General features: G+C 71.6%; 13 protein-coding genes. 6 read left to right on the top strand and 7 right to left on the bottom strand.

What is annotated here, in order from left to right; all coding sequences use genetic code 11:
* Positions 1 to 103: 103 nt before the first annotated feature.
* Entirely contained in the window at positions 104 to 1,651 is a 1,548-nt protein-coding gene (locus tag ACOV8S_RS06575; RefSeq protein WP_448316633.1) for a glycoside hydrolase family 43 protein, read from the bottom strand.
* 783 nt (positions 1,652 to 2,434) lie between these two features.
* On the opposite strand from ACOV8S_RS06575, the gene ACOV8S_RS06580 reads away from it, so the two are divergent.
* From ACOV8S_RS06580 to ACOV8S_RS06590, 3 genes are all read left to right on the top strand, one after another.
* Complete coding sequence (locus tag ACOV8S_RS06580) at positions 2,435 to 3,040, top strand: lytic polysaccharide monooxygenase auxiliary activity family 9 protein (RefSeq protein WP_448317380.1); 606 nt, start codon at positions 2,435 to 2,437, stop codon at positions 3,038 to 3,040.
* 367 nt (positions 3,041 to 3,407) lie between these two features.
* Positions 3,408 to 4,175, top strand: coding sequence for a calcium-binding protein (locus ACOV8S_RS06585; protein ID WP_448316635.1), 768 nt, complete (start codon positions 3,408 to 3,410; stop codon positions 4,173 to 4,175).
* A 210-nt stretch (positions 4,176 to 4,385) separates the two neighbouring features.
* Positions 4,386 to 5,789, top strand: a complete 1,404-nt coding sequence (locus tag ACOV8S_RS06590) for a cellulase family glycosylhydrolase (protein WP_448316636.1) — start codon at positions 4,386 to 4,388, stop codon at positions 5,787 to 5,789.
* 65 nt (positions 5,790 to 5,854) lie between these two features.
* Here the strand turns inward: ACOV8S_RS06590 and ACOV8S_RS06595 are convergent, their stop codons facing one another.
* From ACOV8S_RS06595 to ACOV8S_RS06620, 6 genes are all read right to left on the bottom strand, one after another.
* Entirely contained in the window at positions 5,855 to 6,313 is a 459-nt protein-coding gene (locus tag ACOV8S_RS06595) for an adenylyltransferase/cytidyltransferase family protein (protein WP_448316638.1), read from the bottom strand.
* 252 nt (positions 6,314 to 6,565) lie between these two features.
* The gene (locus tag ACOV8S_RS06600) at positions 6,566 to 7,603 is read right to left on the bottom strand and encodes an aldo/keto reductase (RefSeq protein WP_448316639.1); all 1,038 of its coding nucleotides are present in this window, start codon (positions 7,601 to 7,603) and stop codon (positions 6,566 to 6,568) included.
* 78 nt (positions 7,604 to 7,681) lie between these two features.
* Positions 7,682 to 8,506, bottom strand: coding sequence for an NADPH-dependent oxidoreductase (locus tag ACOV8S_RS06605; protein ID WP_448316640.1), 825 nt, complete (start codon positions 8,504 to 8,506; stop codon positions 7,682 to 7,684).
* Between the two features lie 79 nt (positions 8,507 to 8,585).
* Positions 8,586 to 9,680 carry an LLM class flavin-dependent oxidoreductase gene (locus ACOV8S_RS06610; protein WP_448316642.1) on the bottom strand — a complete coding sequence of 365 codons (1,095 nt, stop codon included), beginning with the start codon at positions 9,678 to 9,680 and terminating at the stop codon, positions 8,586 to 8,588.
* A 719-nt stretch (positions 9,681 to 10,399) separates the two neighbouring features.
* Positions 10,400 to 12,001 (bottom strand): M48 family metalloprotease, encoded by a 1,602-nt coding sequence (locus ACOV8S_RS06615; protein ID WP_448316644.1) that lies wholly within the window; start codon positions 11,999 to 12,001, stop codon positions 10,400 to 10,402.
* A 250-nt stretch (positions 12,002 to 12,251) separates the two neighbouring features.
* Positions 12,252 to 13,076, bottom strand: a complete 825-nt coding sequence (locus tag ACOV8S_RS06620) for a VOC family protein (RefSeq protein WP_448316646.1) — start codon at positions 13,074 to 13,076, stop codon at positions 12,252 to 12,254.
* Positions 13,077 to 13,309: 233 nt separating this feature from the next.
* On the opposite strand from ACOV8S_RS06620, the gene ACOV8S_RS06625 reads away from it, so the two are divergent.
* From ACOV8S_RS06625 to ACOV8S_RS06635, 3 genes are all read left to right on the top strand, one after another.
* Positions 13,310 to 13,582 (top strand): hypothetical protein, encoded by a 273-nt coding sequence (locus ACOV8S_RS06625; RefSeq protein WP_448316647.1) that lies wholly within the window; start codon positions 13,310 to 13,312, stop codon positions 13,580 to 13,582.
* 96 nt (positions 13,583 to 13,678) lie between these two features.
* Positions 13,679 to 14,212 carry a 2'-5' RNA ligase family protein gene (locus ACOV8S_RS06630; RefSeq protein ID WP_448316648.1) on the top strand — a complete coding sequence of 178 codons (534 nt, stop codon included), beginning with the start codon at positions 13,679 to 13,681 and terminating at the stop codon, positions 14,210 to 14,212.
* Between the two features lie 77 nt (positions 14,213 to 14,289).
* On the top strand, positions 14,290 to 15,974 hold a 1,685-nt coding region (locus ACOV8S_RS06635; protein WP_448316649.1), incomplete at its 3' end, for a DUF4132 domain-containing protein.

Here is a 15,974-nt window from a genome sequence, read left to right on the forward strand (position 1 = left end):
GGGCGGGGCCGCACGGGTACGCACGCCGAGGCACAGCCCGTCGAGGAGTGGGACGGCGGGGACCGGGAGCCGCCCGCCCCGGCAGGAAGCCCGCCTCCGTGCCTCAGGCGGAGGGCGGGGTGGCAAGGCCGGTGTCGGGGGCGTACTCGAACCAGTCGAAGGCGACCACGCCCTCCGTGGCGTACATGCCGATCACGCGGCCGGTGAATCCGCAGGCGACCTCCGTGGACAGGTAACGACCGTCCAGCTCGGCGAGCGGCCGGGCGCCCTCGGCGTCGGGATCGCCGACCCGGAAGGCGAGGGTGTCCGGGCCGGTGGTCCCGCCGTCGGTGAGTTCGGGCGACGCCGGTACGAGACCGGACGTCCGGATCGTGACGGTGAGAATCAGCGGCCCGGGCGGGACCGGCCGGGAGGCCACGGTCTGGCGCAGCGGACCGATCCGGGCGACGACCGACGCCTCTCCGTCGCCGACCTCCAGTTCGTAGTGGTGGGCCTCGTCAAGGCGCACGCCGAGTCCGCCACGTCCCGTGCCCGGGTCGATCGACACGCTGACACGGCAGTCGTGGTGCTGCTGACGGCGGCCGACGAAGGTGTAGCCGGGGCGGTCGAGCGTGGGTCCGGTGGCCCGGAGGGTCAGCCGGCCGGGCTTCTCGGTGAGCGACCAGGAACCCTCCGGGCGGGCGAACGGCGAGATCCAGTGCGGAGCCAGAGCGGACCCGTCGAAGTCGTCGAGAGCGGGCGGCTCCGCCACGGGGTGCCAGGCGCCGCCCGGTGCCGCGTGACTCTCGGGAACGGGCGGTACGACGGGCCAGCCCTCGGTGTCCCACTCGACCGGAGTCAGGAACGTCTCACGGCCGAGCACGTGCACGTCGGGCGTGAAGCCGCGGGGCCGGACGCCGAGCAGCACCATCCACCAACTGCCGTCGGGAGCCTGCACCAGGTCGGCGTGACCGGTGTTCTGGATGGAGCGGCCGGTGCCGCTGTGCGACAGCAGCGGGTTGGCGGGAGCGCCTTCCCAGGGGCCGCGCGGCGAACGGCTGCGGGCGACGGACACGCTGTGGCCGCGTTCGGTGCCGCCCTCCGCGATCAGCAGGTACCACCAGTCGCCGATGCGGTAGAGGTGCGGCGCCTCGGGGAACTTGAGACCGCTGCCCGACCAGGTGGGGACCGGCCCCTCGAGCACCTTCCCGGCAACCGGGTCGATCCTGGCCAGGTTGATGCCTCCCGCGGGACCGGAGAAGGCGCACCAGCAGGTGCCGTCCTCCTCCCACGCGAGATCGGGGTCGATCCCGTGCAGATCCAGCCACACCGGATCGCTCCACGGACCCTCGGGCCGCTCGGCCGAGACGACGAAGTTGCCGCCGCCGTCGATGTTGGTGTTGACGACCCAGAAACGACCGTCGTGATGACGGATCGTGGGAGCGTACAGGCCACCGGACGCCTTGGAGCCCGGGAGCGGCAGCGGCAACTGGGCCGGGCGGTCCAGCACGTTGCCGATCTGCTCCCAGTGCACGAGGTCCCTGCTGTGGAAGAGCGGCAGCCCCGGGAAGTACTCGAAACTGGAACACACCAGGTAGTAGTCGTCGCCCACCCGGCACACGCTGGGATCGGGGTGGAATCCGCTGATGACCGGGTTGTCGTAGGTGGGCACGGAGCGCACTTCCCTTCAGGTCGCCTGGCGTCGACGAGTGTGGCCGCCGGGCGAGTCTAGGCCGGGACGTCGCGGGACGGCGGGACACGGCTGTCGGGGCGCAACTCCCGCACGAGGTCGGCGATCAGTTCCGGACGCCCGGCGAACGGGAAGTGGCCGCTCCGCCCCTCTCGCACGTCGGTGCGGCGCGAGGCCAGTTTCCGGACAGCCCCGGTACCCTCCGTCCGCAAACGCACCGGCACCGCGGCGAAGTGCTCAGGGCGGTGACGGAGGCCGTGCACAGGCTCCCCAACGGTCACCTGGCCTCCTCTCCTCACGCCGCGTCGGCGGCGGGCCGGCGACCCTTCCGTTGCGACGAAGTCCTCGGCAGGAAAGCCTCGCTCGTCCTGGCCGAAACGGAACGGGTCCGGCTTTCGAGCACTTCAAGCCGTTGTGGCCGGTCCATGTCGCCGTGGTACCGAAGGGCTACGTCCTCCTCTTCGGCGTGGGCGTTGCTGACGAGGCACTGCTCGTGGAGGTCCTGCAGGTCGTCCACGTTACGCGCGGCGGGGGAGCGCATCCCCGACCCGGCCCGCGGCAGTGGCCGGGAGATGCAAACTCCCTGTTCACCGCTGCTTCTGCAACCAATTTTGTTTGCTCCATTGACATTTCATTCATGTGTCGTAACGCTGGGAGCGCTCCCACAGTGCATCCGATGGAAGGAGTTCCCCCCACATGCGCACACAGCTTCCGTTAGCCGGGCGGTCCCGGTCGGCTCTCCGCCGACCTCTCCAGGCGCTGGTCATGCTGTTCGCCGTGGTCGCCGGCGCGCTGGCCTGGTCGGCCCCCGCCCAGGCTCACGGCACCATTGTCGGTCCTGCCACCCGCGCGTACCAGTGCTGGCAGAAGTGGGGTAGCAACCACACCAACCCCGCCATGCAGACCGAAGACCCCATGTGTTACCAGGCCTTCCAGGCCAACCCTGACACCATGTGGAACTGGATGAGCGCTCTCCGCGATGGCCTCGGCGGCCAGTTCCAGGCGCGGACCCCCGACGGAACGCTCTGCAGCAACAACCTCTCCAGGAACTCGAGCCTGAACAAGCCCGGCGCCTGGAAGACGACCAACCTCGGCAGCAACTTCTCGGTCCAGCTCTACGACCAGGCGTCGCACGGTGCCGACTACTTCAAGGTCTACGTGAGCAAGCAGGGCTTCAACCCCAAGACCCAGACCCTGGGCTGGGGCAACCTCGACTTCATCACGCAGACCGGCCGCTACGCCCCGTCACAGAACATCTCGTTCAACGTGAACACGTCCGGCTACAGCGGCCACCACATCGTGTTCGTGATCTGGCAGGCCTCGCACCTCGACCAGGCCTACATGTGGTGCAGCGACGTCAACTTCACCTGAGCTGAGCTGAGCTGAAGAACGTCGCACGTGGCACCGGTCTGCCGGGCGCCGGTAACCCGCCGCCCGGCAGACCGAGCCCCGTCGGGGCAGGGGACCCATGCGGTCACTCTGCCCCGGCGGGGCTTCCTTGCTCATGGTGTGCACGCGGTTCGCGGCCCGCAGCCAGTGGCCGCACCCCGTGGTCCGTTGCCTGGCTGCCGGCTCTCCGCCGTCCCGACGCGGGCCGCCGGCGCCGCACCGCCGTCGCGACTCCGCGGCCCCGTCAACCCGCTGCAGGCGTCGCGCCCTTCGGCCTGTCCGCCTGGGGCCCTGCCTGCGCCGCCCGCAGGCAGCTCGATCCACCGTCACCACATCGAAACGAGGTCCTGTGAACCTTCACCGCGTGACCGTCGGCGCGGTCGCCGTGGCCCTGCTCGCCGCGGGTGTCGCCACCGGTCCGGCGTTCGCCGCCCCAGCGGAGACGAAGGCGCGCGTCGGCGCCGACTGGGCGAGCCGGTCGATCGTCTTCACCGCCGCTCCGGGCCAGGCCAACAACCTCCAGATCTTCTCCATGTACACCGCCGAGGGGATCCGGCGGATCGGCTTCAGCGACGTGGTCCCGCTCCAACCGGGCGACCACTGTGCGTACTCCAGGGCCGAGGACCTCACCTCCGTGGTCTGTGAACTGCCGGTCGAGGGCCCCCGCCCCGACAGGATCGACGTCTTTCTCGGCGACGGCGACGACACGATCGCTGCCTTCGACCCCGCGGTCGGCACCGTCAGCGGCGGACCCGGCGACGACGAACTGCACGCCCACACCGCGCGTACGGCGCGGGGCGACGCGGGCGACGACATGGTCATGGGGTCGGGCGCCCTGTACGGCGGCGACGGCATGGACGACCTGATGGGCGACCACGCCGACCAGCAGCTCTGGGGCGGCCGGGGTGACGACATGATCGAGGGGTACGGCGGCGACGACGTCGTGTACGCCGGCCAGGGCGACGACCACGCCAAGGGCGGCGACGGCCGCGACGTCGTCCTCGGCGGACCCGGTGACGACACGTTGGACGGCGAGGGCGACGACGACCTGATCCTCGGCGGCTCCGGCAAGGACGTCCTGGCGGGCGGACCCGGCCGCGACATCGTCCTCCCGTAGCGCACGGCACGTCGGTCCGGAGGGTCGCCCGGGTGACCTCCCGGGACGGGCGCCGGGAGGTCACGGCAGTAGCCCGGGTCGGCCGTTGCTCGATGGTCCAACATCTGTACGCGAATCACCGCACCGGTGTACGGTCTCGCCTCGACGGGCACTGGGAGCGCTCCCATCCCCGTTTTTTCCCGCTTCCCCCCACACACGAGGAGATACGCCTTGAAACGCTTGACAGCCTTATTGGCAACCTGCGCGACAGGTCTGGGCCTCATAGCGCTGAGCGCTCCCCAGGTCTCGGCCGCCACCGGCTGCAAGGTCGACTACACGATCACCAGCCAGTGGCAGGGCGGCTTCCAGGCCGGCGTGAAGGTCACCAACCTGGGCGACCCGGTCACCGGCTGGAAGCTCACCTGGGACTGGCCGGACGCGGGACAGAAGTTCGTCCAGGGATGGAACGCCACCCTGTCGCAGTCCGGCTCCACGGTCACCGCCGCCCCGGTCGACTGGAACCGCACGCTGGCCACCGGCGCCGCGGCGGACATCGGCTTCGTCGGCTCGTACACGGGCGCCAACCCGAAGCCCACGTCCTTCAAGCTCAACGGCGTGGCCTGCACGGGCTCCGTGGACCAGTCCCCGACCACGCCGCCGCCCACCGACCCGCCGACCAGCCAGCCTCCCGCGACCGGCACTCCGGTGGGCATCAACGGGCAGCTCCGTGTCTGCGGTGTGAACCTCTGCAACCAGTACAACCGCCCCATCCAGCTGCGGGGCATGAGCACCCACGGCCTGCAGTGGTTCAGCAAGTGCTACAACACCGCGTCCCTGGACGCGCTGGCGAAGGACTGGAAGTCGGACCTGCTGCGTACCGCCATGTACGTGCAGGAGGGCGGCTACGAGACCGACCCGGCGGGCTTCACCAGCAAGGTGAACAACCTCGTCGACCAGGCCGAGGCCCGCGGCATGTACGCGATGATCGACTTCCACACGCTGACTCCCGGTGACCCGACCCACAACCTCGAGCGCGCCAAGACGTTCTTCAAGTCCGTCGCGACCCGCAACGCCGCCAAGAAGAACGTGATCTACGAGATCGCCAACGAGCCCAACGGCGTGAGCTGGGCGACCATCAAGAGCTACGCGGAGCAGGTCATCCCGGTGATCCGCGCCGCCGACCCGGACGCCGTCGTCATCGTCGGCACCCGGGGCTGGTCCTCGCTCGGCGTCTCGGACGGCGCCGACGAGAGCGAGATCGTCAACAACCCGGTGAACGCGACCAACATCATGTACGCGTTCCACTTCTACGCCGCCAGCCACACGGACAACTACCGCACCGTTGTGAACCGGGCGGCCACACGGCTCCCGCTGTTCGTCACGGAGTTCGGCACGGTGACCTACACCGGCGGCGGAGCGGTGGACCGGGCCAGCACCACGGCCTGGCTGGACCTCCTCGACCGGCACAAGATCGGTTACGCGAACTGGACGTACTCCGACGCCGATGAGGGCAGCGCGGCGTTCAAGCCGGGCACCTGCAACGGCAGCGACTACAGCAGCAGCGGCGTGCTGACCGAGTCCGGGGCTCTGCTGAAGAGCCGCATCAGCACCGCGGACTCCTTCCCCACCAGCTGACCGTCGGCGGGGCTCCGGCCGGTCCGGAGCCCCGCCCCGACGGGGACCCACACGCGCGAGCGGGGTTACTTCCGTCGACCGTGCGACATCTCGTGTCTATCGGCATCGTCGATCACGCTCTGTATCAGCTGGCGAAGGCTGGTGCTCGAGACGTGCATCGTGTAGGGAAGGTAGACGACTTCAACTCCCACCCGGGCGAAATCGCGCTCCCACTGTTCGCCGCGGGGCGTCCCCTTCCAGTCCTCGCCCTTGAAGAGCTTGTCGAAGCGGACCTGCCTCCAGGCCTCCATCTTCTCGAGGGTATGGTCGGCGATCGTTTCGTCGACGCACTTGACCGCACTCACGATCTCCATGCGCTCGAGCAGCGGCACCACGGGTGCATGACCCTTGTGGGTGGCGACCTCGTCCGAGAGGACGCCGGCGACCAAGTGGTCGCACTGGGCCTTCGCGTGTCTGAGCAGGTTGAGGTGACCTATGTGGAAGAGGTCGAAGACTCCTGAGGCGTAGCCGATGACCTTGGACAATGGCCTTCACCTTTCACGCACTTGAGGGATCTGCCGCGATGGGCATGTGATGGTGCCAAGGCGTCGGGGCGCCTGGTGAGTGAGGCCCAGGAGGGCGGGGCCGCTCCAGGCAATGTATCCCGATGGGTCCAACTCCTCAGCTTTTTGCACGGGTTCGTCAGTTGGTCGGCCTACGCGGTGGAGGGTCCGGTGGAGACCGGTGCTCCGGGCTCCGGCTCGTCGCTGCGGCACGGTGACGCCGTCCCGGCCGCGTCAGGCGTGCAGGCCCGTGCCGTGGACGCCGAACTCCTCGATCACGGCGAGGTCCTCGTCCGTGAACTCCGGGCCGCTCAGGGCCTGCAGGTTGTGGTCGAGCTGCTCCGTGGAGCTGGCGCCTATCAGCGCCGAGGTCACCGCGGGGTTGCGCAGGACCCACTGCAGGGCGAGCTGGGCCAGCGACTGGCCGCGGTCCCGGGCGAGCTTGTCGAGCCGGGCCGTGCGGTGCCGGTAGGTCTCGTCGATCTGCTCGGGCTTGAGGAACTCGCTGTTGCCGGCGCGGGCGCCGTCCGGAATGGTCTCCAGGTACTTGTCGGTGAGCAGGCCCTGGGCCAGCGGTGAGTAGACGATGAGGCCGAAGCCCTCCTCGACGGCCAGGTCGGCGAGGCCGTTGCGGTCGATGCCGCGGTCGTAGAGGGAGTAGCGCGGCTGGTGGATGAGCAGCGGCACGCCCTCGGCGCGGAGCAGCCGGGCGATCGCTTTGGCACGGTCGGGTTCGTAGTTGGAGATGCCGACGTACAGGGCCTTGCCCGACCTGACGGCCGTGGCGAGCGCGCCGGCGGTCTCCTCCAGCGGCGTCGTCCCGTCCGGCCTGTGGTGGTAGAAGATGTCGACGTAGTCGGTGCCGAGGTCGCGCAGGCTCAGGTCCAGCGAGGTCAGCAGCGCCTTGCGGCCGCCACCGCGGAGGTTGGGGTTGGGCCCGAAGATGCCGCCGGCCTTGCTGGAGAGGACCAGCTCGTGGCGGTAGGGCGCCAGTTCGCGGCGCAGCACACGTCCCAGGGTCTGCTCGGCGGCGCGGTGGGGCGGGCCGTAGCGGTTGGCGTTGTCGATGTGGGAGATCCCCAGGTCGAAGGCGTGCAGGATGATGTCGCGCTGGGTGTCGTAGGAGTGGTCCGTGCCGAACTTCTGCCACAGGCCCAGGGATATGGCGGGCAGGTGGAGCCCGGACCGTCCGGTGCGGCGGTAGGGCAAGGAGTCGTAGCGGGTGTCGGCCGCCTTGAAGACGTCCTCGTAGTGCGGGTACTGCTCGCTCATCACGTGCTCTCTCTCGTCGCTGGTGTTGCTGGTGTTGCTGGTGTCGCTGGGGGCGGGGCCGGCGTGGTGCTCCGGGGATCAGCGGGAGGGCAGACCGCGGCGTTTGAGGATGCCGCGGAGCCTGTCGCGTCCCGCCATGGAGGCGGCCCCGGCGAGCCGGGCCAGGACCCGCTCCGTCCAGGCGCCGGTGAGCCCGTGGGCGCGGTTGTAGGCGGCCAGCCGCTCGTCGTACGCCGGCAGGTCGGCGTCGGCCTCGGGGGCGTTGTAGGTCTCGCGGTGCAGGACGGCGGTCTGGGGGAGGCGCGGCTTGACGCCGGCCTCCTCGGTGGGGTCGGGGTGCCCGACCGCGAGCCCGAAGACGGCCACGGTGTGCGGCGGCAGGGCCAGTTCGTCGGCGAACTCCTGGGCGTGGTTGCGCACCGCGCCCACGAAGACCGATCCCAGGCCGAGCGACTCCAGTGCCACGACCGCGTTCTGGGCGGCCAGCGCGGCATCGATGACACCGAGCAGGGTGGACTCCAGGTAGACCGTGGCGTCGAGCGGCTTGCCGTTGCGTTCCGCCAGACGGTGGTTGCGGTCGAGGTCGGCCACCCACACCAGGAACAACGGCGCCTGGGCGATGAACTCCTGCCGCGCGGCCAGGTCCGACAGCCGGCGCCTGCGCGCCGGGTCGGTCACCGCGATGACGCTCCAGGCCTGGAGGTTCGAGGACGTCGGGGCCGACGACGCCGCGGCCACGACGGCCTGCAGTTCCTCCTCGGTGACGAGGGCCGGCAGGAACGCGCGCACCGAACGGTGGCGCAGCTGCTGCTCGATGACCGGCGAGGTCACGCCGAGGACGAAGTCCGGGTCACCGTAGCGGGCGCCCGCCCGGTTGACCGTCGGGGAATCGGTGAGGGTCATGCACAAGGCTCGCTTTCAGGAGAGGAGAGGAGAGGAGAGGAGAGGAGAGGAGAAGAGAGGAGGGGGATGGGGGTGTGGTTCAGGCGTTGGCCGGCGTGCTCGCGAGAGCGCGCAGCCTGGGCAGGAGTTCGTCGCCGACGCGGATGATCTCCTGCTTGTAGGGAGTGTCCGACAGGACGAAGTGGGAGATGCCGAGCTCCCGGTAGCGCTGCAGCGCCTGGGCCACGTCGTCTGCGGAACCGACCAGCCAGGTGGTCCCCGCTCCACCGCCGCCCACCCTGCCCGGGGCGGTGTACAGGCAGGTGTCGAGCACGTCACCGCGTGCAGCGAGTTCGAGCAGACGCTGCTGGCCCACCGCGGCCCTGCGCTCGCCCCCGACGGCCCAGCCGGGACCGTCCACGCCCCTCTTCGCCATGGCGGCCACCCGGGCCTCGGCCTCCCGCCACGCCTCCTCGGTGGTGTCGCGGACGAGTGTGGTGACGCGCAGACCGAACTCCAGTGGCTGGTGCCGGCGCTCCACCTTGGCCTCCAGGTTCCGCAGGCGTTCGATGCGCTCGGCCAGGCCCTCCAACGGCTCACCCCAGAACAGCTGCACGTCCGCCTCCGCGGCGGCCACCCGTTCGGCGGGCTCGGAGGCCCCGCCGAAGTAGAGGGTGGGGTGCCGGTCGGGGTAGCCGTCGGGGTGCGGCACCACGGTGGAGTTCTCGACGGCGAAGTGCTCGCCCCGGTAGGTGACGTTCTCCTCGGTCCACAGGCGCCGGACCAGGTGGATGAACTCGCGGGTGCGGGCGTAGCGGTTGGCCGGGTCGGTGTGGTGGTCGCCGTACGCCGCGAGGTTGTCGAGGCCGCTGACGATGTTGACCAGCACGCGGCCGCCGGTCAGGTGGTCGAGTGTGGCGGCGGAGCTCGCGAAGTGCGCGGGCTGCCAGTAGCCGGGCCGCACGGCGATCAGCGGCTTGAAGGTGGTGGTCCGTGCGGCCAGGGAGGCGCCCAGGGTGAACGTGTCGGGGCGGCCCCAGCCGGTGCCCAGCAACGCGCCCTCCCAGCCGTGGCTCTCGGCGGTGCGGGCCAGGTCGGTGGAGTGGTCGAGGGTGCCCCAGCCCTGGTCCTCGCCGGTGTCGTCGCCTCGGTGGCCCGGCTCGATCTGGTTGGGGATGTACCAGAGGTAGCTCATGTCGGTGACCTGTTCGGTGTGGGTGCTGGTGGAGTGGATCGAGGAGGTCGAGCGGCTTCGTGCGCGGGCATGCCTCGGTGACGGCGCGAGCCGCCAGGAGGGGCGAGCGGGGATGCGCGGGCAGCGGCGCGCCCCCGAGGGGCGGTGTGGGGGAGGAGTCGTCGCGTACGCGGATCCGCGATTCGCCGGACGACGCGCCGTGCCCTGCGGTGGAGGCGACCGGAACGCGGCATCGCGCCGGGACCATCGATGACGCGGTGGTTCACGCCGCCCCGGCGAGCGTGCGGGAGCACGCGGCGGCAGCGGCGTGAACCGGAGGAAGCGTTACCGAGGTTCGCGGCAGGCAGGCGCCGTTACCCACGGGCCCGGACGGACGCAACGAGCCGGACGACGGGAGGGGTGGGCGAACGCGATGAACGGGTCAGCGGAAGCCGGCGATCGACCGATGAGAACGGTCGACGGGAGGAACCGTCAGCAGCAGCGACACGCGCTGGTGGCGATGAGCATGAAGTCAACCACTCGGCGGCTGGTCAACGGGGTCCACGGCATGAGCGAGAGACTGGCATCCGGGAGCAAGGGGGTCAAGGGCGGCCCGAATGCCGAGACCCGAGGCCGAGTTGCGCCGACGCGAAGACATCCGCGCGCCAAGGCGGTCGCCGACGACCCGACGATTCGACGATTCGACGATTCGACAGCCCCACGCCCCCACGGCGCCTCGGCTACTGGGCGACCTCGGCTGCGACTCCGGCCAGCAGGGAACGCAGGAGCGCGGTGTCGGGTGCGTCGGCGACGGCCGCGTCGAGGGCTTCGTCCATGTCGCGCTCCCACTCCTCGGGCAGGGCCAGGCCCGGGCGGGCGCCCGACCAGGCGAGGTCGGGAGCCGCCTGCCCCTCCCGGACCAGGCGCAGGTGGATCAGGCCGGCGAGGCCGTCGAGGACCAGGGGCCGGACGAAGTTGCGGGCGGAAGCCCCGGTCAGCCACGACGCCTGCTGCGGCTTGGGGATGCGGTCGGCGATCTCCATCCACAGCAGCCCCCGGTCGAAGGCGTCCAGCACGTCCTCCAGGTCGGGCAGCGCGTCGTCCGCGACAGGCCTGGGCGCTCTGCCGCCGCGGTCGTCGGCCGACTCCGCCCGCAGCGCCCTGGCCGTGGCGACCTGCAACGGCCGCGAATCCTCCGCGGCGTCGGCGACCGCGCGGGCCATGACGAGATCGTCCCACCGCACGCGGGGCAGGGCGGAAACCTCCGGTCCCAGCGTGCAGGCCTCCAGCGCCGTGAACACCTCGTCCGCCTCGCGCAGGAGGGTGAGTGCCGGCCTCGCGTCGTCCGGTGCGGCGGTCCTGCCGTCCTCGGGCAACGCCTCGATCAGGGCGATGCGTTCGGCGATCGGAGGGTGCGAGTCGTACTCGTGCGGCCGCGACGGGGTCTGCCCGGCGGACAGTGCGGCGAGGTCGGTGGACGACCGGCCCTCCAACATCCGGCGGAATCCGCCGTACACCTCACCGCGCTGGGGGAGGGCTCCCACCGACTCACCGATCCCGGCGTAGGACGTCAGGTAGTGATCGTAGACGGCGTCGAGCACGGGCAGGGCGCGCAGGGCCGAGGCGGTCGCGTCCCGCCCCGCGTGGCGGGCCGCCGTCCGGTCGGCGGCGAGTTCCTGTTCACGGCCCACGGCCTGCGAGGTGCGCAGGTACAGGTGGGCGTACCTGACGTACAGCATGCCCACCGCCTCGTGGAACCAGGTCTGGCTCCGCCCGAAGACCTCCACCGTGTGCAGCACGGCCGCACGACCGCGCATGATGACGCCCCCGAGCCGGGTGTCGAGGTTGGCGTAGTGGCCGAACTCGTGAGCCAGCACGCCGCGGAGCTGCTGCACGGTCATGCCGACGAGCAACGGCACGCCGATGCGCATCCGGCGCCGTCCGGGCAGCAGGCCCAGCATCCGGCTCTGCTCGGAGACGGCGGCGTTCACCCGTGCGTCCAGGTACAGCTCGTGCGGCGGTCGTTCCCCCGTCGCCTCGGCGGCGGCCCGGACCACTGCCCACAGTTCGGGCTGGGCGTCGGGCGTCACCGCGATCGCGTCCCGTTCCCTGCGAAGGCGCCCGGCCCGCAGGAACGCGAACATGCCCTGCAGGATGGCCACGACGAGCAGTAGGGAGGCGGTGAGGACCGCGCCCTGACCCAACGACGTCGGGGCACCGGCGGCCGCCCTCGTCAGCAGCAGCCAGTCCAGCGCTCCGATGGCGGCCAGCAGGACGAACCCCATCAGGAAGAAGCCGGTCAGCAGCACGAAGGCGCGCATCACACGCAAACGGAACATCATGGCAGCCCTTCCAGCTGAAGCCGTCACCCCGACCGGGCTGCCGTGCTCGCGGGATATTACCCACCGGGCGTACCGCACGGTAGGCCCGTGTGCCGGAGGGCCGGCACGCGCGGGAATGGGGCTCTCACCAGGCGTCGGGCCGCAGGGTGCGGAGCCGGAGTGCCGCTGCTTCCCCGCTCCGGCTCACGCCGGCGCCTGGCCGGCCTGCCGCCCTCGCGACGAGGCCGGCTGCCGTGCCTGCGCGCGGGGCTCAGCCCTCGGACGGGGTGAGCAGGACGAAGTCCGCGTTCGACGGGTCGAGACAGACGGCCATCCGGCCGACGCCCTCCGCGGTCTCGGGCCCCATCTGCACGGTGCCGCCGTTGTCGGTGACCCGGGCGACCGCGGCGTCGCAGTCGGTGACGTTGAAGACCGGGTGCCAGTACGGATGGCCGTGTGCCAGGCCGAGGTTCTCCATGCCGAGTTCCATGAGGCCGCCGTGCATGCGCTCCTCGGGGAGCCCGGCGGGCGTGATCATGGTGTACGTGCCGCCGCCGCCAGGCATGGCCATGTCGCTGAACTGCCAGCCGAAGACGGTGCCGTAGAACTCCTTGGCCGCCGCCGCGTCGGTCGTGTACAGCTCGGTCCAGGACAGCGACCCCGGCTTGTCCACCAGCTCGACGCCCTTGTCGGTGCCCGGCTGCCAGACCGCGAACTGTCCCCCCAGGGGGTCGCTGTACTGCGCCATCCGGCCCCACTCGTCCAGGTCGGTCGGAGCCACCCGCACGGTGCCGCCCGCGCCTTCCACGGTCCGGGTGATGGCGTCCGCGTCGGAGACGCAGTAGTAGATCATCCAGGCCGACCGGGCGCCCTTCTCGGTGAGCTTGCCGAGCCCCGCGACGATCTTGCCGTCCTTGCGGAACATGCCGCCTTCCATGGCCTCGGCGTCCTGGCCGCCTCCGCCGCCCTCGCCTCCGCCCATGGGTTCGTAGTCCCAGCCGAGGACGGCACCGTAGAAGGCCGCGGCGGCGCCCACGTCGGGCGCGCCGAGGTCGAGCCAGCAGGGGGAACCGGGGACGAAGTCGTTCGTGATCATGGCGAGGATTCCCTTCCGCAGATCGTTGACCAAGCCAGCCTGGCACGGGGCGGCGACGGCCGCCCTTCGGCCGCCGCGGGCGGAGTGGCGGCGCGCCCCGAGTGGCCGCCGCCCGCCCCGGCGGGCTCCCGGAGGTCACTCGCCCGGTCCAGGGGCACCCCCGCACGAGTTGCCCGCGCAGCCCGCGGGTTCAGGATGAGAAGGGGCCCACCGGCGGCAGAAGGAGTACCGGCATGACCGCAGTGACGCGGAAGGGCAAGCACACCGGGCAGGTCCTCGAGATCTTCCAGGTCGAGGTGGGTGAAGAGGAACGCGAGGCCCTGATGGCGGACCCGGCGGGCTTCCTCAGGTCGCGTCTGGAGCCCGAGTACAAGGTGAACGGCATCTGCGTCGACGCCAGGAACCTCGCCTCACCCGAGGCGGTCGCCGGAGGCTTCGTCCAACTCGTCCATGTGAGCGGCGGCCCCTTCGACTCGTACTACTTCTGGCCGCCGCACGAGGAGTGAGGGCCACCGGCACCGCCCGGCCGGCCGGCGCTTGGGTGGTGAGTGAGGGACTGGCGGGTGCCGACCCCGCGCGTACCCCGCGGGTACCCTGCGGTGGTGCGCACGGTCGAGCTTCTGTTGGACGAGTCGGCGGACCTGGCGGTCCGTGAGGCCTGGCGGCGGCTCGCGGACGCGGGGCTGCCCAGTCAGGCGCGCCACCGGTCCCCGACCAACAGCCCGCACCTCACCCTGGCCACCTGCCCGGAGCTGACCGCCCCGATCCGCTGGGAACTCGCCGAGGTGGCCGCCGCCCTGCCGCTGCCGGTGCGGTTCACCGGTCTCATCCGCTTCGAACGCCCCACCTCGGTGCTCGCCTGGGCGCTCGACCGCGACGCCGCGCTGGCCGGCCTGCACCGCCGGGTGTGGGAGGCGGTGACCGCGGACAGTCCGCCCCAGGCACTCAACCCCCTGCACGCGCCGGGCCGTTGGTCCCCTCACGTCACCCTGGGCCGCAGCCGGAGGCCCGGCGCGTTCGCCGGCCGGCGGGTCCACGAGCTGCTGCCCACGCCGCCGCTGCCGGTCCGGCTCACCACCCTGCGCAGTTACGACACCGAGACCGGTGCCCTCGAGGTGCTGCGGCCCCGCCCCTGAGGACGGGCAGGGCGCGGTGGCCGGCAACCGGTCCCATGATCGGCCCCGTTGTCAGTCCCCCTTGTCATCATCCGGTCATGCTGCACGAAGCCCTGGCCGCCCAGGCCCGCCGGAACGACCCGCTCGACGACGTGAGGACCGCGGCCCTCGAGCGCGCCCGCGGACTCGTCGACCTTATGGAGCGTCAACGGACGGAGCCCCGGTGGGACGCGTTCGCCGCGTCGCGGGGAGCGGGGGAGTACGACCGCATCCTGGCGGTGCGCGCGGCCAACCAGGACGCGATCGACGGGTGGCTGGCGGCCTGCTCGGACGCGGAGGGCCGGGCCGCGGCCCTGTGCCTGATGCAGGCGTCCGGCCGCGACGCCCCCGGATCACGGACGTACGAGGCCGAGCTCGTCACCGTGATGGCGCGGGTGCGGGGCTGGAGCCCGGAGGAGGTCGCGGTGATGCTGTCCTGCGCCCCCGCGACCGCCGTCAGCTACTGGTCCGCCGGTCCGCTGGGGCCGGCCCTGGACGCGGCCGAGCAGCTCGACGCCGACGGCTGCCGTGCCCTCGCCCCCCAACTGCGGCTCGCCCACACGAGGCTGATGAGCGGTGAGGCGCCCGCGCACCTGCGCGGACCGCTCGGCAGGCGGCTGCGCGCACTGCTGGCGCGCGTCGACAGGGCGCTCATACCCGACGGACTGATCCCGCCGTACGCCCCGTGGGCCGCCGCGCTGCGCGACCGCGCCGAGACGCAGCCCACGCCCGAGCTGGCCGAGTTCGTCCAGCACCTCGTGGTTCCGTCCGGGCCGCGTCCCACACAGCGGTGGCGGCGGACCTGCCGCACCCTCATGGAGGCGGCGTCGGCCGGCGAACTGGCGACCGGGGTCCTGCGGACGCTGGCCGAGGACGAGCCGCTGTGCAGCAGGGCGCGCGGCACGCACAACGGGTGGATGCCCGACGACTACCACTACCACTACCTCGTGCACCAGAACGACGGAGATCTGGCCCGAGGCCTCGTCTGGGCAGGCGCACTGGCGGGTGGACCGGCGGCCGTGCCCCACCTCGGCGCGCTCGCCCTGCGGGCAGGCGGTCCCAGGACCGACGTGACCGAGGACCTCAAGCTCGCGGGCGCGGCGATCAACGCGCTGGCCGAGGTCGACGATCCGGCCGCGCTGGAGACCCTGTGGCGGCTGCGGTCGCAGATCAGGCACCGAGCCCTGCGCAAGCAGATCGGCACGGCCCTGACGACGGCCGCCGCACGGCAGGGAATCACGGCGGCCCAGCTCGTCGAACGGAGCGTGCCCGACCACGGCCTGACGGCGGACGGGTCGCTCGAGCGGACGCTGGGCGGACACCGGGCGCGTGTGGCGGTGGAGGACGCGGCGACGGTGCGGCTCACCTTCACGGCTCCCGACGGCCGGACCTCCCGTACGGTCCCCGCGGCGGTCAAGAACGGTTTCCCGGACGCGCTGCGGGAGGTGAAGGCCCTGGCCAAGGAGGTGCGGGGGACGTTGTCGGCGGAGCGTGCCCGTCTCGAGGCGCTGATGTCGGCCGGGCGTGAATGGCCGTACGACGAGTGGTGCCGCCACTACCGCGACCACCCGGTCACCGGGACGGTCGTCCGCGGGCTGATCTGGGAGTTCCAGGACGTGGACGGCGCGTGGCACGCGGCGGGCCCGGCGGCCGAGCCGCAGGGCGAGCCCGTGCGCGTCCGGTTGTGGCATCCGATCCTGGCGTCGGCGGAGGAGATCAGGGCGTGGCGGGAACTGCTCGTCGG

The sequence above is a fragment of the Streptomyces sp. CO7 genome, assembly GCF_053474865.1.

What these genes read in the sequence shown, in the direction of transcription:
- ACOV8S_RS06580 (WP_448317380.1), top strand. Translation starts at nt 2,435, where the DNA reads ATGCTGTTCGCCGTGGTCGCCGGCGCGCTGGCCTGGTCGGCCCCCGCC.
- ACOV8S_RS06600 (WP_448316639.1), bottom strand. Translation starts at nt 7,603, where the DNA reads ATGAGCGAGCAGTACCCGCACTACGAGGACGTCTTCAAGGCGGCCGAC.
- ACOV8S_RS06605 (WP_448316640.1), bottom strand. Translation starts at nt 8,506, where the DNA reads ATGACCCTCACCGATTCCCCGACGGTCAACCGGGCGGGCGCCCGCTAC.
- ACOV8S_RS06610 (WP_448316642.1), bottom strand. Translation starts at nt 9,680, where the DNA reads ATGAGCTACCTCTGGTACATCCCCAACCAGATCGAGCCGGGCCACCGA.
- ACOV8S_RS06615 (WP_448316644.1), bottom strand. Translation starts at nt 12,001, where the DNA reads ATGATGTTCCGTTTGCGTGTGATGCGCGCCTTCGTGCTGCTGACCGGC.
- ACOV8S_RS06620 (WP_448316646.1), bottom strand. Translation starts at nt 13,076, where the DNA reads ATGATCACGAACGACTTCGTCCCCGGTTCCCCCTGCTGGCTCGACCTC.
- ACOV8S_RS06625 (WP_448316647.1), top strand. Translation starts at nt 13,310, where the DNA reads ATGACCGCAGTGACGCGGAAGGGCAAGCACACCGGGCAGGTCCTCGAG.